Here is a 15,077-nt window from a genome sequence, read left to right as displayed (position 1 = left end):
CAAAAGCCCAGAGTTCCCAGACGGCGGCCCCCACCACGGGGCCGCCGTATATTTTTGTTGTTATAAGTAATAATACCGCCAGCCCCGGTCCGTCATGACCCGACCCAGCTCTATGCCGAACACCGAGTTTAAAATTCCGTCGGCGCAGAGCGCTTCCGGCCCGTCCACGGCCAGCAGCCGGCCTCCCTTCAGCACGGCCAGCCGGTCCGCCGTGCTCAGGGCTAGGGGCAGGTCATGCAGGACCAATACCACTGCCTTGCCCTGCCGGGCCAGCTGCCCGGCCAAGCGCCCCACCTCCAGCTGGTGGGACACGTCCAGAAATGCGGTGGGCTCGTCCAGAAAGAGGGTGGGTGCGTCCTGGGCCAGGGCCATGGCCAGATAGACCCGCTGGCGCTGACCGCCGGACAGCTCCGGCATGGACCGCCGGGCCAGACAGGCCGCATCCGCCTGCTCCAAAGCCGCCATGGCGGCGGCATAGTCCTCCTGCCGGAAGCGCCGGGGATAGGTCAAATGGGGAAAGCGTCCGTGGAGCACCATGCGCAGGGCGGTGATGTTGGGCACCGGCCGGGTCTGGGGCAGATAGGCGGCTTTTTGGGCCCGCTGACGGGGGGTGAGCGCCGCAGCGTCCGCCCCGTCGATCAGCACCTGCCCCCCGGCCAGGGGCAGCAGACCCAGAGCTGCCCGGATCAGAGTGCTTTTGCCGCTGCCGTTAGGGCCCAGCAGAGCCAGCACCTCCCCGGGGCGCAGAGCCAGGTCGATGCCATCCAGGACCATATGTTCGCCATAGCCCGCCCGCAGTTGCCTGAGCTCCATCATGGTGTCCGCCCCCCTCTCTGTTTCAGCAGCAGCCACAAAAAGAAGGGGCCGCCCCCCAGGGATAAGACGATGCCCACGGGCAGCTCGTAGGGGGCGAAGAGCAGCCGGGACAGCAGGTCGCACCCGGTGAGCAGGGCCGCCCCGCCCAGAGCCGAAGCCACCAGCAGGGGGCGGCTGTCTTCCCCCACCAGGCGGCGGGCCATGTGGGGGACGATGAGCCCCACAAAGCCCAGCAGCCCCGCAAAGCTCACCGCCGCCCCGGCCAGGGCCGCCGCCACCGCCAGCAGGACCGTCCGGCTGCGCCCGGCGTTCAGGCCGAGAGAGCGGGCCACGTCCTCCCCCAGCAGCAGTACGTCCATCTCGCCGGCCAGCGTCAGGGCTAAAAGCAGGGCGATCAGGATCAGCGCCCCCGCCGGGAGGATGCGGTCCAGGGTCAGATTGGCCAGACTGCCCACCCGAAAGTCGGCGTAGCTGTTCAGCGTATCCGGGACAAAGGTGACCACCGCATCTATTCCGGCGTTGAACACACTGGACACCGCCACCCCGGCCAGGGCCACCGTCAGCCGGGAGGCCCCGGTGCGCCGGGCGATGGCCAGCACCAGCAGCACCCCCGCCATGGCTCCCAAAAAGGCCAGCACCGGGGTGAGGGCCAGGGCCGTGGGAGCCAGGGCACAGGCCAGAGCCACCATCAGCCCCGCCCCGGCATTTACCCCGATGATGTTGGGAGCGGCCAGGGGGTTGGCCAGCACACTTTGAATGATAGCCCCGGACACGGCCAGCGCCGCCCCCGCCAGCAGACAGGCGCAGGTGCGGGGCAGGCGAATATGGAGAAGGATGGTTCCCGCCGTTCCGCAGCTGCGTCCCATAAGGGCCGCCCACAGCTCCCCAGGGGACAGGACCACCGGCCCCGCCGCCAGACTGAGCGCCGCCGCCAGCACCGTCAGCCCCGCCAGAAGCAGCAGCGTCCGCTTATGCCTGGCCGGCATCGGGATATAGGATATCTGCCAAGTGCTCATAGGCCTCTCCCCACCGGGCGTTGGGCTTTAGGTTATAAAGCCGGTCGTCCATCACATAATAGCGTCCCTGCTGCACCGCCGTCAGGCTCTGCCAGGCGGGGTTTGCCAGCAGCGTGTGGTCCAAAGCACGCTGGGCTTCGGACTTGTCCGCTCCCTGCATCACCACAAAAATGAAATCCGGGTCCAGCTGCAGAATGCGCTCTAAGCTCAGCTGCTCCAGCAGGGTCTCGTCGCTGTCGGCGATGTTCACGCAGCCCAGGTCCCGGAGCATCTCGCCCAGGACGCTGTCCCGGCTGTTCTTCACCTTGCACCCCGCCCCGGTGGCCCGGATGTACAGGGCGGTGGGGGCGGAGCCGTCCGCCCGGTCCCGGGCCGCCTGAACCTGACGTTCCACCCCAAGGCCATACTGGGCAAACCGGTCCGTATCCCCGGTGAGCTGGGTGCACAGGTCCAGCATGTGGAGATAGTCCTGAAACTCCGCCACCTTGAAATAGGCCACCTTCAGCCCCAGCTGTTCCAGGGCGGGCAGCAGTTCCACCTGGGCGGCGGTATTGCTGCTGGCCAGGACCAGGTCGGGCTGGGCGGCGGCCAGCTGCTCTAAATTGATCTGCTTTACGCCGCCCAGACGGACTACGTCCTCGTCTAAATTCAGGTCAAAGCTGGTCCAGGCATCGTCCGCCGCCGCCACCAGGGCGTCCGCTCCACCGGCCAGCTGCCACAGATCGGCAAAGCTGCCGATGAGGGCGGCCACCCGCCGGGGGGATTCCGCCGTGACGGTGCGGCCCAAGTCGTCGGTGAAGGAGACGGACTGAGTCTGCTCCGATCCGTTCCCCGCCGGGGCAGTGGGGGCACAGGCGGCCAGAGTCAGGCACAGAATCGTCAGGATACAGAAAATGCGTTGTTTCACGGCTGGGTGTTCGTTCCTTTCCAAAATCAAATCTATCCTATCATACCACGCCGGGGAGGGAATTGGTATCCCGTCTTTTCTGACTGGACAAGGGCGGGGAAAAGGGGATAAAATAGGGTATCAAAAAATGGACCGTCTGCCTGGGCAGACGGCGCAAGGAGTGTATCAGAAAATGGATAAGCAAGCCATTTTGAACCGGGTGGACCATACCCTGCTGACCACCACCGCCACCTGGGAACAGGTGAAGAGTTTGTGCGATGAGGGGCTGAAGTATCACACCGCCTCGGTGTGTATCCCGCCCCGATTTGTGAAGCGGGCGGGGGACTATGTGGGCAACGACCTGAAGATCTGCACCGTCATCGGCTTTCCCAACGGCTATAACAGCACCGAGACCAAGGTCTTTGAGACGGAGGATGCCATCCGCGGCGGCGCCGATGAGATCGACATGGTCATTTCTCTGGGCCTGGTGAAGGCCGGGGACTGGGACGGGGTGCTGGCGGAGATAAAGGCCGTGAAGGCCTCCTGCCGGGGCCGCATCCTGAAGGTCATCGTGGAGGCCTGTCAGCTGACCCGGGAGGAGAAGGTGAAGGTCTGCCAGATCGTCACCCTGGCCGGGGCGGACTTTATCAAGACCTCCACCGGCTTTTCCACCGGCGGGGCCACTGTGGAGGACGTGGCCCTGTTCCGGGCCAACATCGGTCCCGACGTGCGCATCAAGGCCGCCGGGGGTATCCGCACCTTTGAACAGGCCCAGGCCATGCTGGATGCAGGGGCGGATCGGATCGGAGCCAGCGCGCTGGTGGGGCTGATGGAGGCGTGACCCCCAAAGCCTTCCCCTGGGGGAAGGTGCCCCCGCAGGGGGCGGATGAGGGGAACGCCGAAGGGCTGGGAACTGTTGTGCGGGAATCCCTCAGTCACGGCTTCGCCGTGCCAGCTCCCTTTCACAAGGGAGCCGAGTGGTGCGCAGCCAACAGGCCCCATCGCCTTCCCCTGGGGGAAGGTGCCCAGTGGGCGCAACGGCCATCGGCGGGCCGCTGGGGACAGCGGCCCCTACAGTTCTTTTTCAAATTCAAACGGGTACACATGACAGACTTTCCCCATTTCTGCCCCGTTATGTGCAAAGATGGGGTCGGCCACGCCGTATACCCGCCAGCCCGCTTTCCGGGCGGCGGCGCAGGCCAGGGGGGAGTCGTCAAAGAGAACGCAGTCCCCATTCGGGACCCCGCATATCTCTGCCGCCCGGCGGTAGAGGGCGGGGTCCCGTTTTTCCAGCCCTAATTCCGCCGCGGTCAGGATGTGGGAAAAGCAGTCTGTCAGGCCGTGGCGGGCCAGGGCGGCCCGGCACAGCTCCGGCATACAGGAGGACAGCAGGGCGCAGTGCTCCCCCCGGGCGTGGGCACGGCGGACATATTCCCCAGCCCCGGGCTTCAGGGGCAGCTGATGGGAATAGGCCTCTAAAGCCATATCCAGCCACGCCTGGCAGATATCCTCCTCTGGTATGTCCAGGCCGAACCGCCGCCTGGTGTAGGCCGCCGCCTCCGGGAAGGAGTGGTGGGTCACATATTCCGTGTAATCCTCGGGCACGGGGGATATCCCGTGCATGGCCAGAAAGTCCCGGTCGATGTCCAGCCAGATGCCGTTGGAATCCAGCAGGGTGCCGTCTAAGTCAAAAAAGTACATATCGGTTATTCCTCCGTCCAGAACCGCCAGGGGAAGCGGGCCGCCTCCTGGGCGTAGTCGATGCCGATGCGCTCCCCGGTAAAAACCTGCTGCGGCGGGGGGCCGGCGCAGACGGTAAGCGGGCCGGCCGGGTCGGTGAGGTCCAGGCCGTTCTGCTCCCGGGTGAGCATGAACCCCCGGCACAGCTTGCCCGGGCCGTTTAAAAAATTTTTTCGCTGATAAGCGGTGAGACGGTCCGCCTTGCGCCCAAAGCGGTTTTCTGCTATAATATCCTCGTTTTTCACTGCCTTCGCCCCCCGGATGAGCACCGCGCAGGGGGTGCCCTCCGGCTCGGTGACGAAGTTCAGGCAGTGGTACATGCCGTAGATCAAATAGAGATAGGCCGTCCCCGGCCGGGCATACAGCGTCTGGGTGCGGGGGGTGCGCCGCCCGCCGTAGGCGTGGCAGGCCTTGTCGATGGGGCCGATATAGGCCTCTGTCTCTGTGATGCGGCACACCAGCTGGGTTCCATCCGGCAGCTTGCGGACGATGTGCTGTCCCAGCAGCGCCCGGGCCACCGTCAGGGTGTCCCGGGCATAAAATTCCCGTGTGAGCAGTTGCAAACGTCCCGCCTCCCCTCGTTTCCCTGATATCATAGCATACCTTTCTCATACTTTGCAATTCGGAGTTGATCTTATGTCTTCCAAGACCATGAAACTGCTGGCAAAGCCCATGCTGTTTGCCACCGCCATCATCTGGGGCACCTCCTTCTTCATTATGAAGAACGCCCTGGACATCATCCCTGTATTTCGTCTGCTGGCCGTCCGGTTTACGGTGGGGGGGATCCTGCTGGCGGCCCTATGCGGCGGACGATGGAAAAAATTCACCCCGGACTATCTGTGGCGGGGGGCCATTGTGGGCGGGATGCTGTTCATCGCCTATTCCGTCCAGACTTTTGGCCTGTCCATGACCACTCCGTCAAAAAACGCCTTTCTCACGGCGGTGTACTGTGTGCTGGTGCCCTTTTTCACCTGGGCGGTGGTCCGCAAGCGGCCTGACCGATATAATATCGCCGCCGCCCTTTTGTGCGTGGCGGGGGTGGGGCTGGTATCTTTGAATGATCGGCTGTCCATCAACGCCGGGGACCTGATCACCCTGCTGTGCGCCGTGTTCTATGCCGCCCACATCGTGTCGGTGGAGAAGCTGGCCCCCGGGAAGGACATCACCCTGCTCACCGTATTTCAGTTTGCCTTTGCCGGGCTGTACAGCTGGCTGTTCAGCCTGCCCACGGAGCGCTTTGATATGGGCCTTCTTCTGCAGCGGGAGCTGCTGTGGCCCATGGTCTATCTGTGTGTGATGGCCACCACGGTGGCGCTGCTGTTCCAAAATGTGGGCCAGCGGTGGTCCGACCCCGCCTCCGCCTCAGTTATCCTGTCGTTGGAGTCGGTGTTCGGCGTGCTGTCCTCCGTGATGTTCTACGGTGACCCCGTCACCGGGCGGCTGCTGGCGGGCTTTGGCCTGATTTTTGTGGCGGTGCTCTGTTCGGAGACCAAGTTCGGTTTTTTGAGAAAAAAACCGGACCAATGCAAGACCTGTGAAGAAGGAGGATGATCTGCTGTGGCCCGGACCTTTCAAAATGAGCAGGCGCTGGCCAGTGCGCCCATCGGCCCGCTGATGCTCCGTCTGGCCGCCCCCGCTGTGGCTGCCCAGCTTATCAACGTGCTGTATAACATCGTGGACCGGATCTATATCGGCCACATCGCCGTGGTGGGAAAAACGGCCCTCACCGGCGTGGGGGTGACCTTTCCCATCCTCACCCTGATCTCCGCCTTTTCCGCCTTTGCGGGCATGGGGGGCGCCCCCCTGGCATCCATCCGCCTGGGAGCGGGGGACCGGAAGGGGGCAGAGGCCATTCTGGGCAGCGCCGTGTCCATGCTGGTGACCATGGCCCTGGTCCTCACGCTAGGCTTTTCTGTATTTCAGCGGCCATTGCTGCTGGCCTTCGGCGCATCGGCGGACACCATCGGCTATGCCACCGACTATCTGACCATCTATCTGCTGGGGACGATCTTTGTACAGCTTTCCCTGGGCCTGAACACCTTTATCAGCGCCCAGGGAAAGGCCATGCCGGCCATGTGCTCGGTACTCATCGGGGCGGTGCTGAATATCCTGCTGGACCCGCTGTTCCTCTTTGTATTCCGCATGGGGGTGAAGGGTGCGGCCCTGGCCACCATTTTGTCCCAGGCCGTCAGCGCCGTGTGGGTGGTGGGCTTTTTGTGCTCGGGCCGGTCCGGCCTGCACATCCGCCGGGAACACCTGGGCTTCCGTCCCCGTGTAATGGGCAAAATCGCCGCCCTGGGCGTGGCCCCCTTCATCATGCAGTCCACCGAGAGCCTGGTGACGGTGGTGCTGAACGTGGGGGCGCAGAAATACGGCGGGGACCTGTATGTGGCCAGCATCACCATCCTGCAGAGCGTGATGCAGGTCATCGTGATGCCCAGCCACGGCATCACCACCGGGGTGCAGCCCATTATGAGCTATAACTATGGGGCCAAGAACTATGCCCGGGTGCGGGCGGTGTTCCGCCGTCTGCTGGCGGTGACCATGACGGTGACCACGGCGGCCTTCCTGCTGGTGGCCCTGTTCCCCGCCGCCGTGGCGCTGATGTTCAACGACGACCCCCAGCTTGTCACCCTGGTGGGCCGGGTGATGCCCCTGTTCTTTGGGGGTGTGTGGGCCTTTGGGGCCCAGGTGGCCTGTCAGTCCACCTTTATGGCTTTGGGCCAGGCCAAGACCAGCCTGTTTCTGGCCCTGCTGCGCAAGATCATCCTGCTGGTGCCCCTGGCCGTCCTGCTGCCCTGGCTCAGCGGCAGCGTGATGGGGCTGTATGCCGCCGAGCCGGTGGCCGACTTTTTGGCCTCCGCCGCCACCCTGACTCTGTTTTTGAAGCGGAGAAAGACCCTGCTGCCGTTAAAGACGCAGGAAGAAAACTGACAAAAGACGTTAGGGGAGAGAAAATCATGCACGGAAAGACCTTGGGTCACCTGGCCGCTGTTTTCACGGTGATTCTCTGGGGGACCACCTTCATTTCCACCAAGGTACTGCTCACCGGGTTTCAGCCGGTGGAGATCCTGTTTTTCCGGTTTGTATTAGGATTGGCGGCGCTGACAGCGGTCTGCCCAAAACGGATCAAGGGCACCACATGGCGGCAGGAGCTGACCTTTCTGACCCGGGTCATCAGCGGCTATGGCCATCCCGTGCTGCAGACCACCCGGTGTATCTGCTGAATCTGCTGTTTCTGGGCCTGGGGGCCTCGGCGGCCTGCTTTGCCAGCTGGAACTTTGCCGTTGGCATTTTGGGGGCCGTGAAGACCAGCGCATATATCTACGGTGCGCCCGTCATCACTGTGGCCGCCTCCGCCCTGATCCTCCATGAGCCCGTCACCCCGGCCATCGCCGCGGGCACGATGATCACCTTGGCGGGGCTGGTCCTGTCGCAGCGGCGGCCCGGGAGGAAGAATAACAGGGGCTGACCGCCGCGGCGGACAAGTGGGCAACTTCTGCATATCTTCCTTCCTGTTTTCCTCTGTATTTTTATGGGACACTCGTGTACAATAAAAGACAGCAAAACCTGTTTTTCAGCGGGCGGAGCTGCCCGCACAGACCTGAAAAGGAGGCGCTTTTTTTGAACACGAAGAGCACATTTCAGCCCCAGGAGCTGCAATATCTGCAGCTGCTGGCCAAACAATACCCCACGGTGCAGGCGGCCAGCACCGAGATCATCAATCTCCAGGCCATTCTGGGCCTGCCCAAGGGGACAGAGCACTTTATCTCTGATATCCACGGGGAGTATGAGGCATTTTTACATATCCTGAACTCCTGCTCCGGCGTGGTGAAGGAGAAGCTGGACGAGCTGTTCGGCACCACCATGACCCGGGCGGAGCGGGATCAGCTGGCCACCCTCATCTATTACCCGGAAGAGAAGCTGAAGCTGATCACCGCCCAGGGGGATGACCTGAAGGAGTGGTATCGCATCACCCTCCACCGGCTCATCGAGGTGTGCCGCTGGGCCGCCTCGGTCTACACCCGGTCCAAGGTGAGAAAGGCCCTGCCCCGGGACTATGCCTATATCATCGACGAGCTGCTCCACGTCAACTATGACGAGGCGGACAAGCGGGACTATTACGAGAACATCATTAACACCATCATCGACATCGACCAGGCCCCCGGCTTTATCATCGCCGTATGCGGAGTCATCAAGCGCATGGCGGTGGACCGGCTGCACATTGTGGGCGATATCTTCGACCGGGGCCCCCGGGCGGACATCGTCATGGATGCCCTGCGCGGCTATCACAGCGTGGATATCCAGTGGGGCAACCACGATATTCTGTGGATGGGCGCCGCCTCCGGCTCCCGCACCCTGGTAGCCACCGTGCTGGCCAATTCTATCCACTATAACAACCTGGAGGTCATCGAGACGGGCTATGGCATCTCTCTGCGCCCCCTGTCCATCTTCGCCAACGAGGTGTATAAGGACTGCGACACCCACCGGTTTGCCGTAAAGCTCACCGGGGCGGATGCCGACCAGTATACCGAGAAGGACAAGCTGCTCTCTGCCCGGATGCACAAGGCCATCACCGTCATCCTTTTCAAGCTGGAGGGGCAGAAGGTCATGCGCTGCCCGGAGTTCGGCATGAACGACCGGCTGCTGCTGGATAAGATCGACTATGCCGGCAAGACCGTGACCATCGGGGACAAGACATATCCCCTGGAGGACTGCGACTTCCCCACTGTGGACCCAACCGACCCCTATGCCCTGACAGCGGAGGAGAGTCAGGTCATCGACCAGCTCACCGCCTCCTTCCAGCGCAGCGAAAAGCTGCAAAAGCACATTCGCTTCCTCTATTCCAAGGGCGGGCTGTATAAGGTGTTCAACGGCAACCTGCTCTTCCACGGCTGCATCCCCATGACGGCGGAGGGGGAGCTGATGTCCTTTACCATCGGGGGCAAAAAGCGCGCCGGCCGGGAATTTTTGGACTATGCCCAGACCACTGCCCGCCGGGCCTATTACGACAAGCCCGGCTCTGCCGAGCGGCAGTTCGGCATGGACTTTTTGTGGTGGCTGTGGGCGGGGCGGAACAGCCCCATCTTTGGCCGGGACCGGATGACCACCTTCGAGCGGCGGCTCATCGCCGACGAGAGCGCCTGGACCGAGCCCAAAAACAGCTATTATACCCTGTACAACGACCCCGCCGTGTGCGAGGCTATTTTAAAGGAGTTCGGTCTGGAGGGGCCCCACTGCCACATCATCAACGGACATATCCCCGTGAAGACCAAGAAGGGGGAGAGCCCCATCAAGGGCGGCGGCAAGCTGATCGTCATCGACGGCGGCTTCTGCAAGGCCTATCAGCCCACCTCGGGCATCGCCGGGTATACCCTGATCTATAACTCCAAGAACATCCGCATTGTGTCTCACCAGCCCTTTGCCGGGCGGGAGGAGGCCATTCTCCACAACCATGATATCGCCAACGACAGTGTGATTTTCGAGCGGATGGAGAACCGGGTGAAGATCGCCGAGACGGACATCGGCCTGGAGCTGAAGCGTCAGGCCGACGACCTGCGCCGCCTGCTGGAGGCCTATCGCTCCGGTGCGGTGACAGAGGACCACAAAGAATAAGGCAGAAAAAAGCGCCCGGTATAGACGGTTTCGCCTATACCGGGCGCAGCTGGGAGCAGGTTAATTTCCCATGGCGAAAAAAATTCATTGACAAATGGGAAAGTACCCTTTATAATATGAAATCGATGTTAAATCGATGCGGCTGTGCTGGAATTGGTAGACTGGCAAGCTTGAGGTGCTTGTGTCCGTATGGGCGTACGGGTTCGACTCCCGTCAGCCGCACCAACTCGTCGCAAGCGTATTTCCGCTTGCGACGAGTTTTTATATCCTGCGAATGATATGGCTCACGGCTGAGAGGCTCCGGCCAGAGGCAAAAAGGCCCGGTTATTTTTTAAAATGTATTGACATCCTGTCAGAAACATGCTATGATAACAAATGTCCTCTGATTAGAAAGATGAGGAGAGATGTCCGAGTGGTTTAAGGAGCCGGTCTTGAAAACCGGTGACTCGCAAGAGCCGTGGGTTCGAATCCCACTCTCTCCGCCACTTTTATCTCAAAAGTTCATACAAGCGCATTTGTCTGTAGCCATGCAGAAGTACCCAAGTGGCTATAAGGGGCTCCCCTGCTAAGGGAGTAGACGGAGAAATCCGTGCGAGGGTTCGAATCCCTCCTTCTGCGCCAAGTCGGAGCAAGCTTTGCATCGCTTGCTCCGACTTATTTTATAAGTCGGAGCGCACTCACGCCGCTGCTCCTCCTTTTCAAACCGCAAACGCTTACGCTGGTTTGCAGTTTGAGGAGACGGGGAATAGAAAGTAAGAATATCCGAATGAACGCCGCCTGACACGTCAGAGCAAGCTTTGTATCGCTTGCTCCCAGACTGTCAAAAAAGCCTGTCATTGCGAGGAGGCCCAACGGGCCGACGTGGCAATCCGTTTCCAAAACTCACGAGTATCAGCGCATTTCCGACTTTTTGGTTACGGATTCCCACGTCGCTGCGCTCCTCGGAATGACAGAAAAGGGTTTATCGACACGCTGAGAGCAAGCTTTGTATCGCTTGCTCCGACTTATTTATTTAAAAAACCAGAACGGAACCTGATTTTAAAAAGGCTCCGTTCTGGTTTTTTGATTGATAGGCTCAGCCCTGATCTTTAGGCAGCAGCTTGTCCGCCAGCAGGCACAGGACCACGGTGAGCACCATGTCGGGCAGGGTGTAGCCCACGGGGGTGTCCACGCCCATCAGCCAGCGATAGGCGGCAAAGCCGATGAGCCAGATGACCAGGTTCCGTCCGTCGGCCGGCACGTCGAACCGGTCCCGGTGCAGGATGAAGTGGTCGGCGATCTGCACGGCGATCATGGGGGCGAACACCGAGCCGATGAGATAGAGAAACCCGGTGATGTCGTCCATGGGGAACAGAATGGCTCCCACAACACCCACAAGGGTCACAGCGATGGCCGTCTTTTTCCCGTCCAGCCTGCGGGACAGGGACTCGGCAGAGATACCGGCGGACCAGGCATCCAGGAATGTAGTAGTGACGGTGGAAAAGACCAGGATGACCAGGGCGGCCACGCCCAGCCCCGCCTTTACCATGATGACGGCGATGTCATACTCCCCGGTGAACATGGCGGCCCCCATGCCGATGACATACATCCAGCAGGACACCAGGCCATAGACGATGACGCTGACCCAGGTGGCCCGGGCGGGCTTTTGGGCCTGGCTGGTATAGTCGCTGATGAGGGGCAGCCAGCTCAGGGGCATGGCCACCGCCAGCTCCACCGCTGCGCCGAAGGACATGGCCTCCCCGGCGGCGGTGACGGCATTGCCGGAGAAGAAGATGACCTTGCACAGCACCAAAGTCAGCAGGAACAGGGCCGCCATGGTCAGCTTGTTGATCCAGCCCAGGTCGGTGATGCCCACGGCGATCCACAGGACGATGAGGGCCCCGATGACCAGACACCACACCCATCGGCCCACATCGAAGATGCCGCCGACGGCCAGGGCCCCGTCATAGATCATGATGGCCGTCCAGCCCACCAGCTGCAGCACATTCAGCAGGGCGAACAGCAGCCCGCCCCGCTGGCCGAAGCTCATTTTCACCGTCTCCATGGCGGTGCGCCCCGTGCGCCCGCCGATCAGGCCCGCCAGGAGCATCATGGCGCAGCCGATGATGTGGCCCAGGAAAATGGCCGCCAGGCCCTGGCTCAGTCCAAGGGAGGCGAAGGAAGTGCCTGTGAGAATTTCGGCCAGGGAGACGCCTGCGCCGAACCAGATCAGGCCGTTTTGCAGGGTAGAGGTCTTTTTCACCGGACAAACTCCCCCCGCAGGTCAAACATGTGGTCCATGGGGCCGGAGCCGTGCCCAAGATCCAGCATGGCGGCCAGAGCGCCGGAGATATACGCTTTGGCCCGACGGACGGACTGGTCCAGATCATAGCCCTTGGCCAGATTGGACGCAATGGCGCTGGACAGGGTGCAGCCGGTGCCGTGGGTGTTATTGTTCTGGATGCGGCGGCCCCGGAACCAGACTCCGGCATCCTCCCGCCACAGCAGGTCATCGGCATCGCTGATCTGGTGGCCGCCCTTGCACAGCACGGCGCAGCCATATTGTTCACTGATGGCCCGGGCGGCCTTTTCCATGTCGGCGGCGTTTTCAATGGTCATGCCGGACAGAACCTCCGCCTCAGGGATGTTGGGGGTGAGCAGGGTGGCCAGGGGGAGGAGCTTCTCCTTCAGGGCATCCACCGCCTCCTCCGAGATGAGCCGGGCCCCGCTGGTGGCCACCATCACCGGGTCCACCACGATGTTCCGCGCCCCGTATTGCCGCAGCTTATCTGCAATGACGGCGATGAGGGCGGTGGAGGACACCATGCCCGTTTTCACCGCATCGGGGAAGATGTCCGTGAAGATGCAGTCCAGCTGATTGGCCAGAAATTCGGGGGTGGATTCCAGAATGCCATAGACGCCGGTGGTGTTCTGGGCAGTCAGGGCCGTGATGGCGCTGGTGGCGTAGACACCGTTTGCTGTCATGGTCTTGATATCTGCCTGAATTCCGGCGCCTCCGCTGGAGTCGCTTCCAGCGATCGTCAATGCTGTTTTCATGTGGGTTTTCTCCTTTCTTTGTTGAAAAACACATTGAAGTTTTATTGTGCGGCGGCAGGTGGTGCCCCCAAGCCGTCGCATTAAAAAAACGGCGCTGCCGTTTTTTTAACAGGGATGAGTTAGGAGTGATGAGTTAGGAGTGATGAGTTAGGAGTGATGAGTTAGAAGTGATGAGTTAGAAGTTCGGCGCAACTCATCACTCCTACTTCCTACTTCCTAACTCCTAACTCTCTCCACTCCTAACTCTCTCCGCCAGCGTTCTCATATGTCGGGCGGCGGCTTGAACATCGGGCTGGGCGAAGAGGGCGGAGACCACGGCGGCTCCGGCGATGCCGGTGCCCTTGAGCCGGAGAATGTTGTCTTCATTGATGCCGCCGATGGCCACCACGGGGATGTGGACGGCGGCGCAGATGTCCCCCAGGGTATCACAGGACAGGGTGGACACGTCGGTCTTGGTCCCCGTGTGGAACACGGATCCCGCTCCCAGATAGTCTGCCCCGGCGGCCTGGGCCCGCAGGGCCTCCTCCGGGGAGTGGGCGGACACGCCCAAAATCTTACCGGGCCCCAGCTTCTGCCGGACCAGCCCGGCCTCCATGTCCTCCTGCCCCACATGGACCCCGTCGGCCCCGATCTCCAGGGCCAGGTCCACGTTGTCGTTGATGAGGAAGGGTGCCCCATACCGGCGGCACAGGGCCTGGATATCCAAAGCCTCCCGGCGGAGATGGGGGAGGTCCAGCTGCTTCTCCCGCAGCTGGACCATAGTGGCCCCGCCCAGCAGGGCCTGCTCCACCTGTTGAGCCAGGGTCTGGCCCTTTAGCCAGCTCCGGTCCGTCACGGCGTAGAGCAGCAGAGAATTTTTATCCAAGTTCATAGCGCGCTCCTTTATTCAGTGTCTCGCCGTCCAGATGATAGACGGCATCAATGATGCGGCTGCGATAGGCGGCGTTTCCGTCGTGCGGGGTCATGTGCCCCCAGGCGATCTCTCCCGCCAGGCCCATGGCGCACACGGCGGCGGCCAGGGCATAGACAGACCGGTCCGGGTCGGCAGCCAGAAAGGCGGCGCACAGGGCGGAGAGCTGACAGCCGGTCCCCGTCACCCGGCTCATCTCCGGGCGGCCGTTGCGGATGACAAAGCAGATATCCCCATCGCTCACCAGGTCCGTCTCCCCGGTGACGGCCACCAGACAGCCCAGCTGCCGGGCGGCCCCCTTCACAAAGACAATCTGCTCAGAAAGACTGCCCGCCTGCTGGCGGTCGGCGTCCACCCCACGATGGGTGTGGGTCCCGGACAGCAGGGCCCGCAGCTCAGAGGCGTTGCAGCGCAGGGCCGTGACGGGCAGGCGATGGAGCAGCATCCGGGCGGTGTCGGTGCGCATGGGGCTGGCTCCCGCCCCCACCGGGTCCAGCAGGATAGGGCGGCCCAGACGACCGGACTCCTCTCCTGCCGCCAGCATGGCCGACACCCGGCGGCGGCTGAGGGTGCCCAGATTCAGCGCCAGGGCAGCGGACAGACGGGTGATGTATACCGCCTCCTCCGGGTCGTCGGCCATAATGGGGCTGGCCCCGCAGGCCAGCAGGACATTGGCCACGTCGTTGGCCGTGACATAGTTGGAAATGGCGTGGATCACCGGGGCCTGCTGCCGGACCCGGGACAGATATTCGCTAAGGTTCAAAAGCGTTCCCTCCAAAAGAAAAGCCGCCGGACGTCTGACAGAAAAGACGGCCTGCGGCACAGATAGATCCATCTCTCCCTACGTTGGCATTACCCAAATCAGGTCGCAGGTCGAAGCGCACAGCTTCCTCTCAGCCCGTTTGCGAGCTCCCTTGGTTACACATAAATTGTGGCTATCATTATAATCCGAAAAAAAGAAGATTGCAAGTTTTTCTCCCGTGGGGTATGCTTAAAAGCAGAAATTCCGATTTGTAAAGGATACATTTTTAATGACTATGAACAAGGGTGTTTCCGT

The 15,077-nt window shown here is 61.8% G+C and carries 15 protein-coding genes, 3 tRNA genes and 1 riboswitch; of the genes, 9 read left to right on the top strand and 9 right to left on the bottom strand.

The features are described 5' to 3' along the window. Window positions 1-60 precede the first annotated feature (60 nt). From H8S55_RS04205 to H8S55_RS04195, 3 genes are read right to left on the bottom strand one after another with little or no spacing between them, the layout of a single operon-like run. Window positions 61-816 (bottom strand): ABC transporter ATP-binding protein, encoded by a 756-nt coding sequence (locus H8S55_RS04205; RefSeq protein ID WP_186877953.1) that lies wholly within the window; start codon window positions 814-816, stop codon window positions 61-63. Beyond that, window positions 813-1,832 (bottom strand): FecCD family ABC transporter permease, encoded by a 1,020-nt coding sequence (locus tag H8S55_RS04200; RefSeq protein ID WP_243200451.1) that lies wholly within the window; start codon window positions 1,830-1,832, stop codon window positions 813-815. The genes H8S55_RS04205 and H8S55_RS04200 overlap by 4 nt, the downstream gene beginning before the upstream one ends. Next, entirely contained in the window at window positions 1,786-2,739 is a 954-nt protein-coding gene (locus H8S55_RS04195; protein ID WP_186877952.1) for an ABC transporter substrate-binding protein, read from the bottom strand. Before H8S55_RS04195 ends, H8S55_RS04200 begins: the two co-directional genes overlap by 47 nt. 172 nt (window positions 2,740-2,911) lie before the next feature. On the opposite strand from H8S55_RS04195, the gene deoC reads away from it, so the two are divergent. Then, entirely contained in the window at window positions 2,912-3,559 is a 648-nt protein-coding gene (gene deoC, locus H8S55_RS04190) for a deoxyribose-phosphate aldolase (protein WP_147562231.1), read from the top strand. Between the two features lie 230 nt (window positions 3,560-3,789). Here deoC and H8S55_RS04185 read toward each other — a convergent pair whose 3' ends face one another. Both H8S55_RS04185 and H8S55_RS04180 read right to left on the bottom strand, forming a co-directional pair. After that, window positions 3,790-4,419 (bottom strand): HAD family hydrolase, encoded by a 630-nt coding sequence (locus H8S55_RS04185; RefSeq protein WP_186877951.1) that lies wholly within the window; start codon window positions 4,417-4,419, stop codon window positions 3,790-3,792. 5 nt (window positions 4,420-4,424) lie between these two features. Further along, window positions 4,425-5,021 carry a DNA-3-methyladenine glycosylase gene (locus H8S55_RS04180; RefSeq protein ID WP_186877950.1) on the bottom strand — a complete coding sequence of 199 codons (597 nt, stop codon included), beginning with the start codon at window positions 5,019-5,021 and terminating at the stop codon, window positions 4,425-4,427. Between the two features lie 73 nt (window positions 5,022-5,094). On the opposite strand from H8S55_RS04180, the gene H8S55_RS04175 reads away from it, so the two are divergent. The 8 genes from H8S55_RS04175 (at window position 5,095) to H8S55_RS04145 (ending at window position 10,695) form a co-directional block, all read left to right on the top strand. Further along, a complete protein-coding gene (locus H8S55_RS04175) occupies window positions 5,095-6,009 on the top strand; it encodes a DMT family transporter (protein ID WP_243200450.1) in 915 nt (304 codons plus the stop codon). A gap of 63 nt (window positions 6,010-6,072) precedes the next feature. Next, window positions 6,073-7,392 carry an MATE family efflux transporter gene (locus H8S55_RS04170; RefSeq protein ID WP_186877995.1) on the top strand — a complete coding sequence of 440 codons (1,320 nt, stop codon included), beginning with the start codon at window positions 6,073-6,075 and terminating at the stop codon, window positions 7,390-7,392. Between the two features lie 26 nt (window positions 7,393-7,418). After that, window positions 7,419-7,685 carry an EamA family transporter gene (locus H8S55_RS14465; protein ID WP_366467324.1) on the top strand — a complete coding sequence of 89 codons (267 nt, stop codon included), beginning with the start codon at window positions 7,419-7,421 and terminating at the stop codon, window positions 7,683-7,685. Next, complete coding sequence (locus H8S55_RS14460; RefSeq protein WP_366467321.1) at window positions 7,673-7,930, top strand: EamA family transporter; 258 nt, start codon at window positions 7,673-7,675, stop codon at window positions 7,928-7,930. Before H8S55_RS14465 ends, H8S55_RS14460 begins: the two co-directional genes overlap by 13 nt. 152 nt (window positions 7,931-8,082) lie before the next feature. Beyond that, window positions 8,083-10,074, top strand: a complete 1,992-nt coding sequence (locus H8S55_RS04160; RefSeq protein WP_186877949.1) for a fructose-1,6-bisphosphatase — start codon at window positions 8,083-8,085, stop codon at window positions 10,072-10,074. Window positions 10,075-10,212: 138 nt separating this feature from the next. After that, a tRNA-Leu gene (locus H8S55_RS04155) sits at window positions 10,213-10,299 on the top strand. A 173-nt stretch (window positions 10,300-10,472) separates the two neighbouring features. Next, window positions 10,473-10,559: transfer RNA gene (locus H8S55_RS04150), tRNA-Ser, on the top strand. Between the two features lie 44 nt (window positions 10,560-10,603). Further along, window positions 10,604-10,695: transfer RNA gene (locus H8S55_RS04145), tRNA-Ser, on the top strand. 454 nt (window positions 10,696-11,149) lie between these two features. On the opposite strand, the gene cytX is transcribed toward H8S55_RS04145, so the two are convergent. From cytX to thiM, 4 genes are all read right to left on the bottom strand, one after another. Then, window positions 11,150-12,316: a putative hydroxymethylpyrimidine transporter CytX gene (gene cytX, locus H8S55_RS04140; protein ID WP_186877948.1), complete on the bottom strand. Its 1,167-nt coding sequence runs from the start codon at window positions 12,314-12,316 to the stop codon at window positions 11,150-11,152. Beyond that, the gene (thiD, locus tag H8S55_RS04135) at window positions 12,313-13,110 is read right to left on the bottom strand and encodes a bifunctional hydroxymethylpyrimidine kinase/phosphomethylpyrimidine kinase (RefSeq protein WP_186877947.1); all 798 of its coding nucleotides are present in this window, start codon (window positions 13,108-13,110) and stop codon (window positions 12,313-12,315) included. The genes cytX and thiD overlap by 4 nt, the downstream gene beginning before the upstream one ends. 223 nt (window positions 13,111-13,333) lie before the next feature. After that, window positions 13,334-13,981, bottom strand: a complete 648-nt coding sequence (thiE, locus tag H8S55_RS04130) for a thiamine phosphate synthase (RefSeq protein ID WP_186877946.1) — start codon at window positions 13,979-13,981, stop codon at window positions 13,334-13,336. Further along, complete coding sequence (gene thiM, locus H8S55_RS04125) at window positions 13,968-14,783, bottom strand: hydroxyethylthiazole kinase (protein ID WP_243200449.1); 816 nt, start codon at window positions 14,781-14,783, stop codon at window positions 13,968-13,970. Before thiM ends, thiE begins: the two co-directional genes overlap by 14 nt. 57 nt (window positions 14,784-14,840) lie before the next feature. Beyond that, a riboswitch (TPP riboswitch) is annotated at window positions 14,841-14,946 on the bottom strand. Between the last annotated feature and the right edge of the window lie 131 nt (window positions 14,947-15,077).

Origin of the sequence: Flintibacter faecis (assembly GCF_014287875.1) — a bacterium.
Classification (GTDB): domain Bacteria; phylum Bacillota; class Clostridia; order Oscillospirales; family Oscillospiraceae; genus Lawsonibacter; species Lawsonibacter faecis_A.
This window is presented reverse-complemented; position numbering and strand designations above follow the sequence as displayed.

Coding starts and splice junctions, on each gene's coding strand:
- thiD (WP_186877947.1), bottom strand. CDS start 13,110: ATGAAAACAGCATTGACGATCGCTGGAAGCGACTCCAGCGGAGGCGCC.
- H8S55_RS14465 (WP_366467324.1), top strand. CDS start 7,419: ATGCACGGAAAGACCTTGGGTCACCTGGCCGCTGTTTTCACGGTGATT.
- thiE (WP_186877946.1), bottom strand. CDS start 13,981: ATGAACTTGGATAAAAATTCTCTGCTGCTCTACGCCGTGACGGACCGG.
- H8S55_RS04205 (WP_186877953.1), bottom strand. CDS start 816: ATGATGGAGCTCAGGCAACTGCGGGCGGGCTATGGCGAACATATGGTC.
- H8S55_RS04175 (WP_243200450.1), top strand. CDS start 5,095: ATGTCTTCCAAGACCATGAAACTGCTGGCAAAGCCCATGCTGTTTGCC.
- H8S55_RS04185 (WP_186877951.1), bottom strand. CDS start 4,419: ATGTACTTTTTTGACTTAGACGGCACCCTGCTGGATTCCAACGGCATC.
- H8S55_RS04200 (WP_243200451.1), bottom strand. CDS start 1,832: ATGAGCACTTGGCAGATATCCTATATCCCGATGCCGGCCAGGCATAAG.
- deoC (WP_147562231.1), top strand. CDS start 2,912: ATGGATAAGCAAGCCATTTTGAACCGGGTGGACCATACCCTGCTGACC.
- H8S55_RS04170 (WP_186877995.1), top strand. CDS start 6,073: ATGCTCCGTCTGGCCGCCCCCGCTGTGGCTGCCCAGCTTATCAACGTG.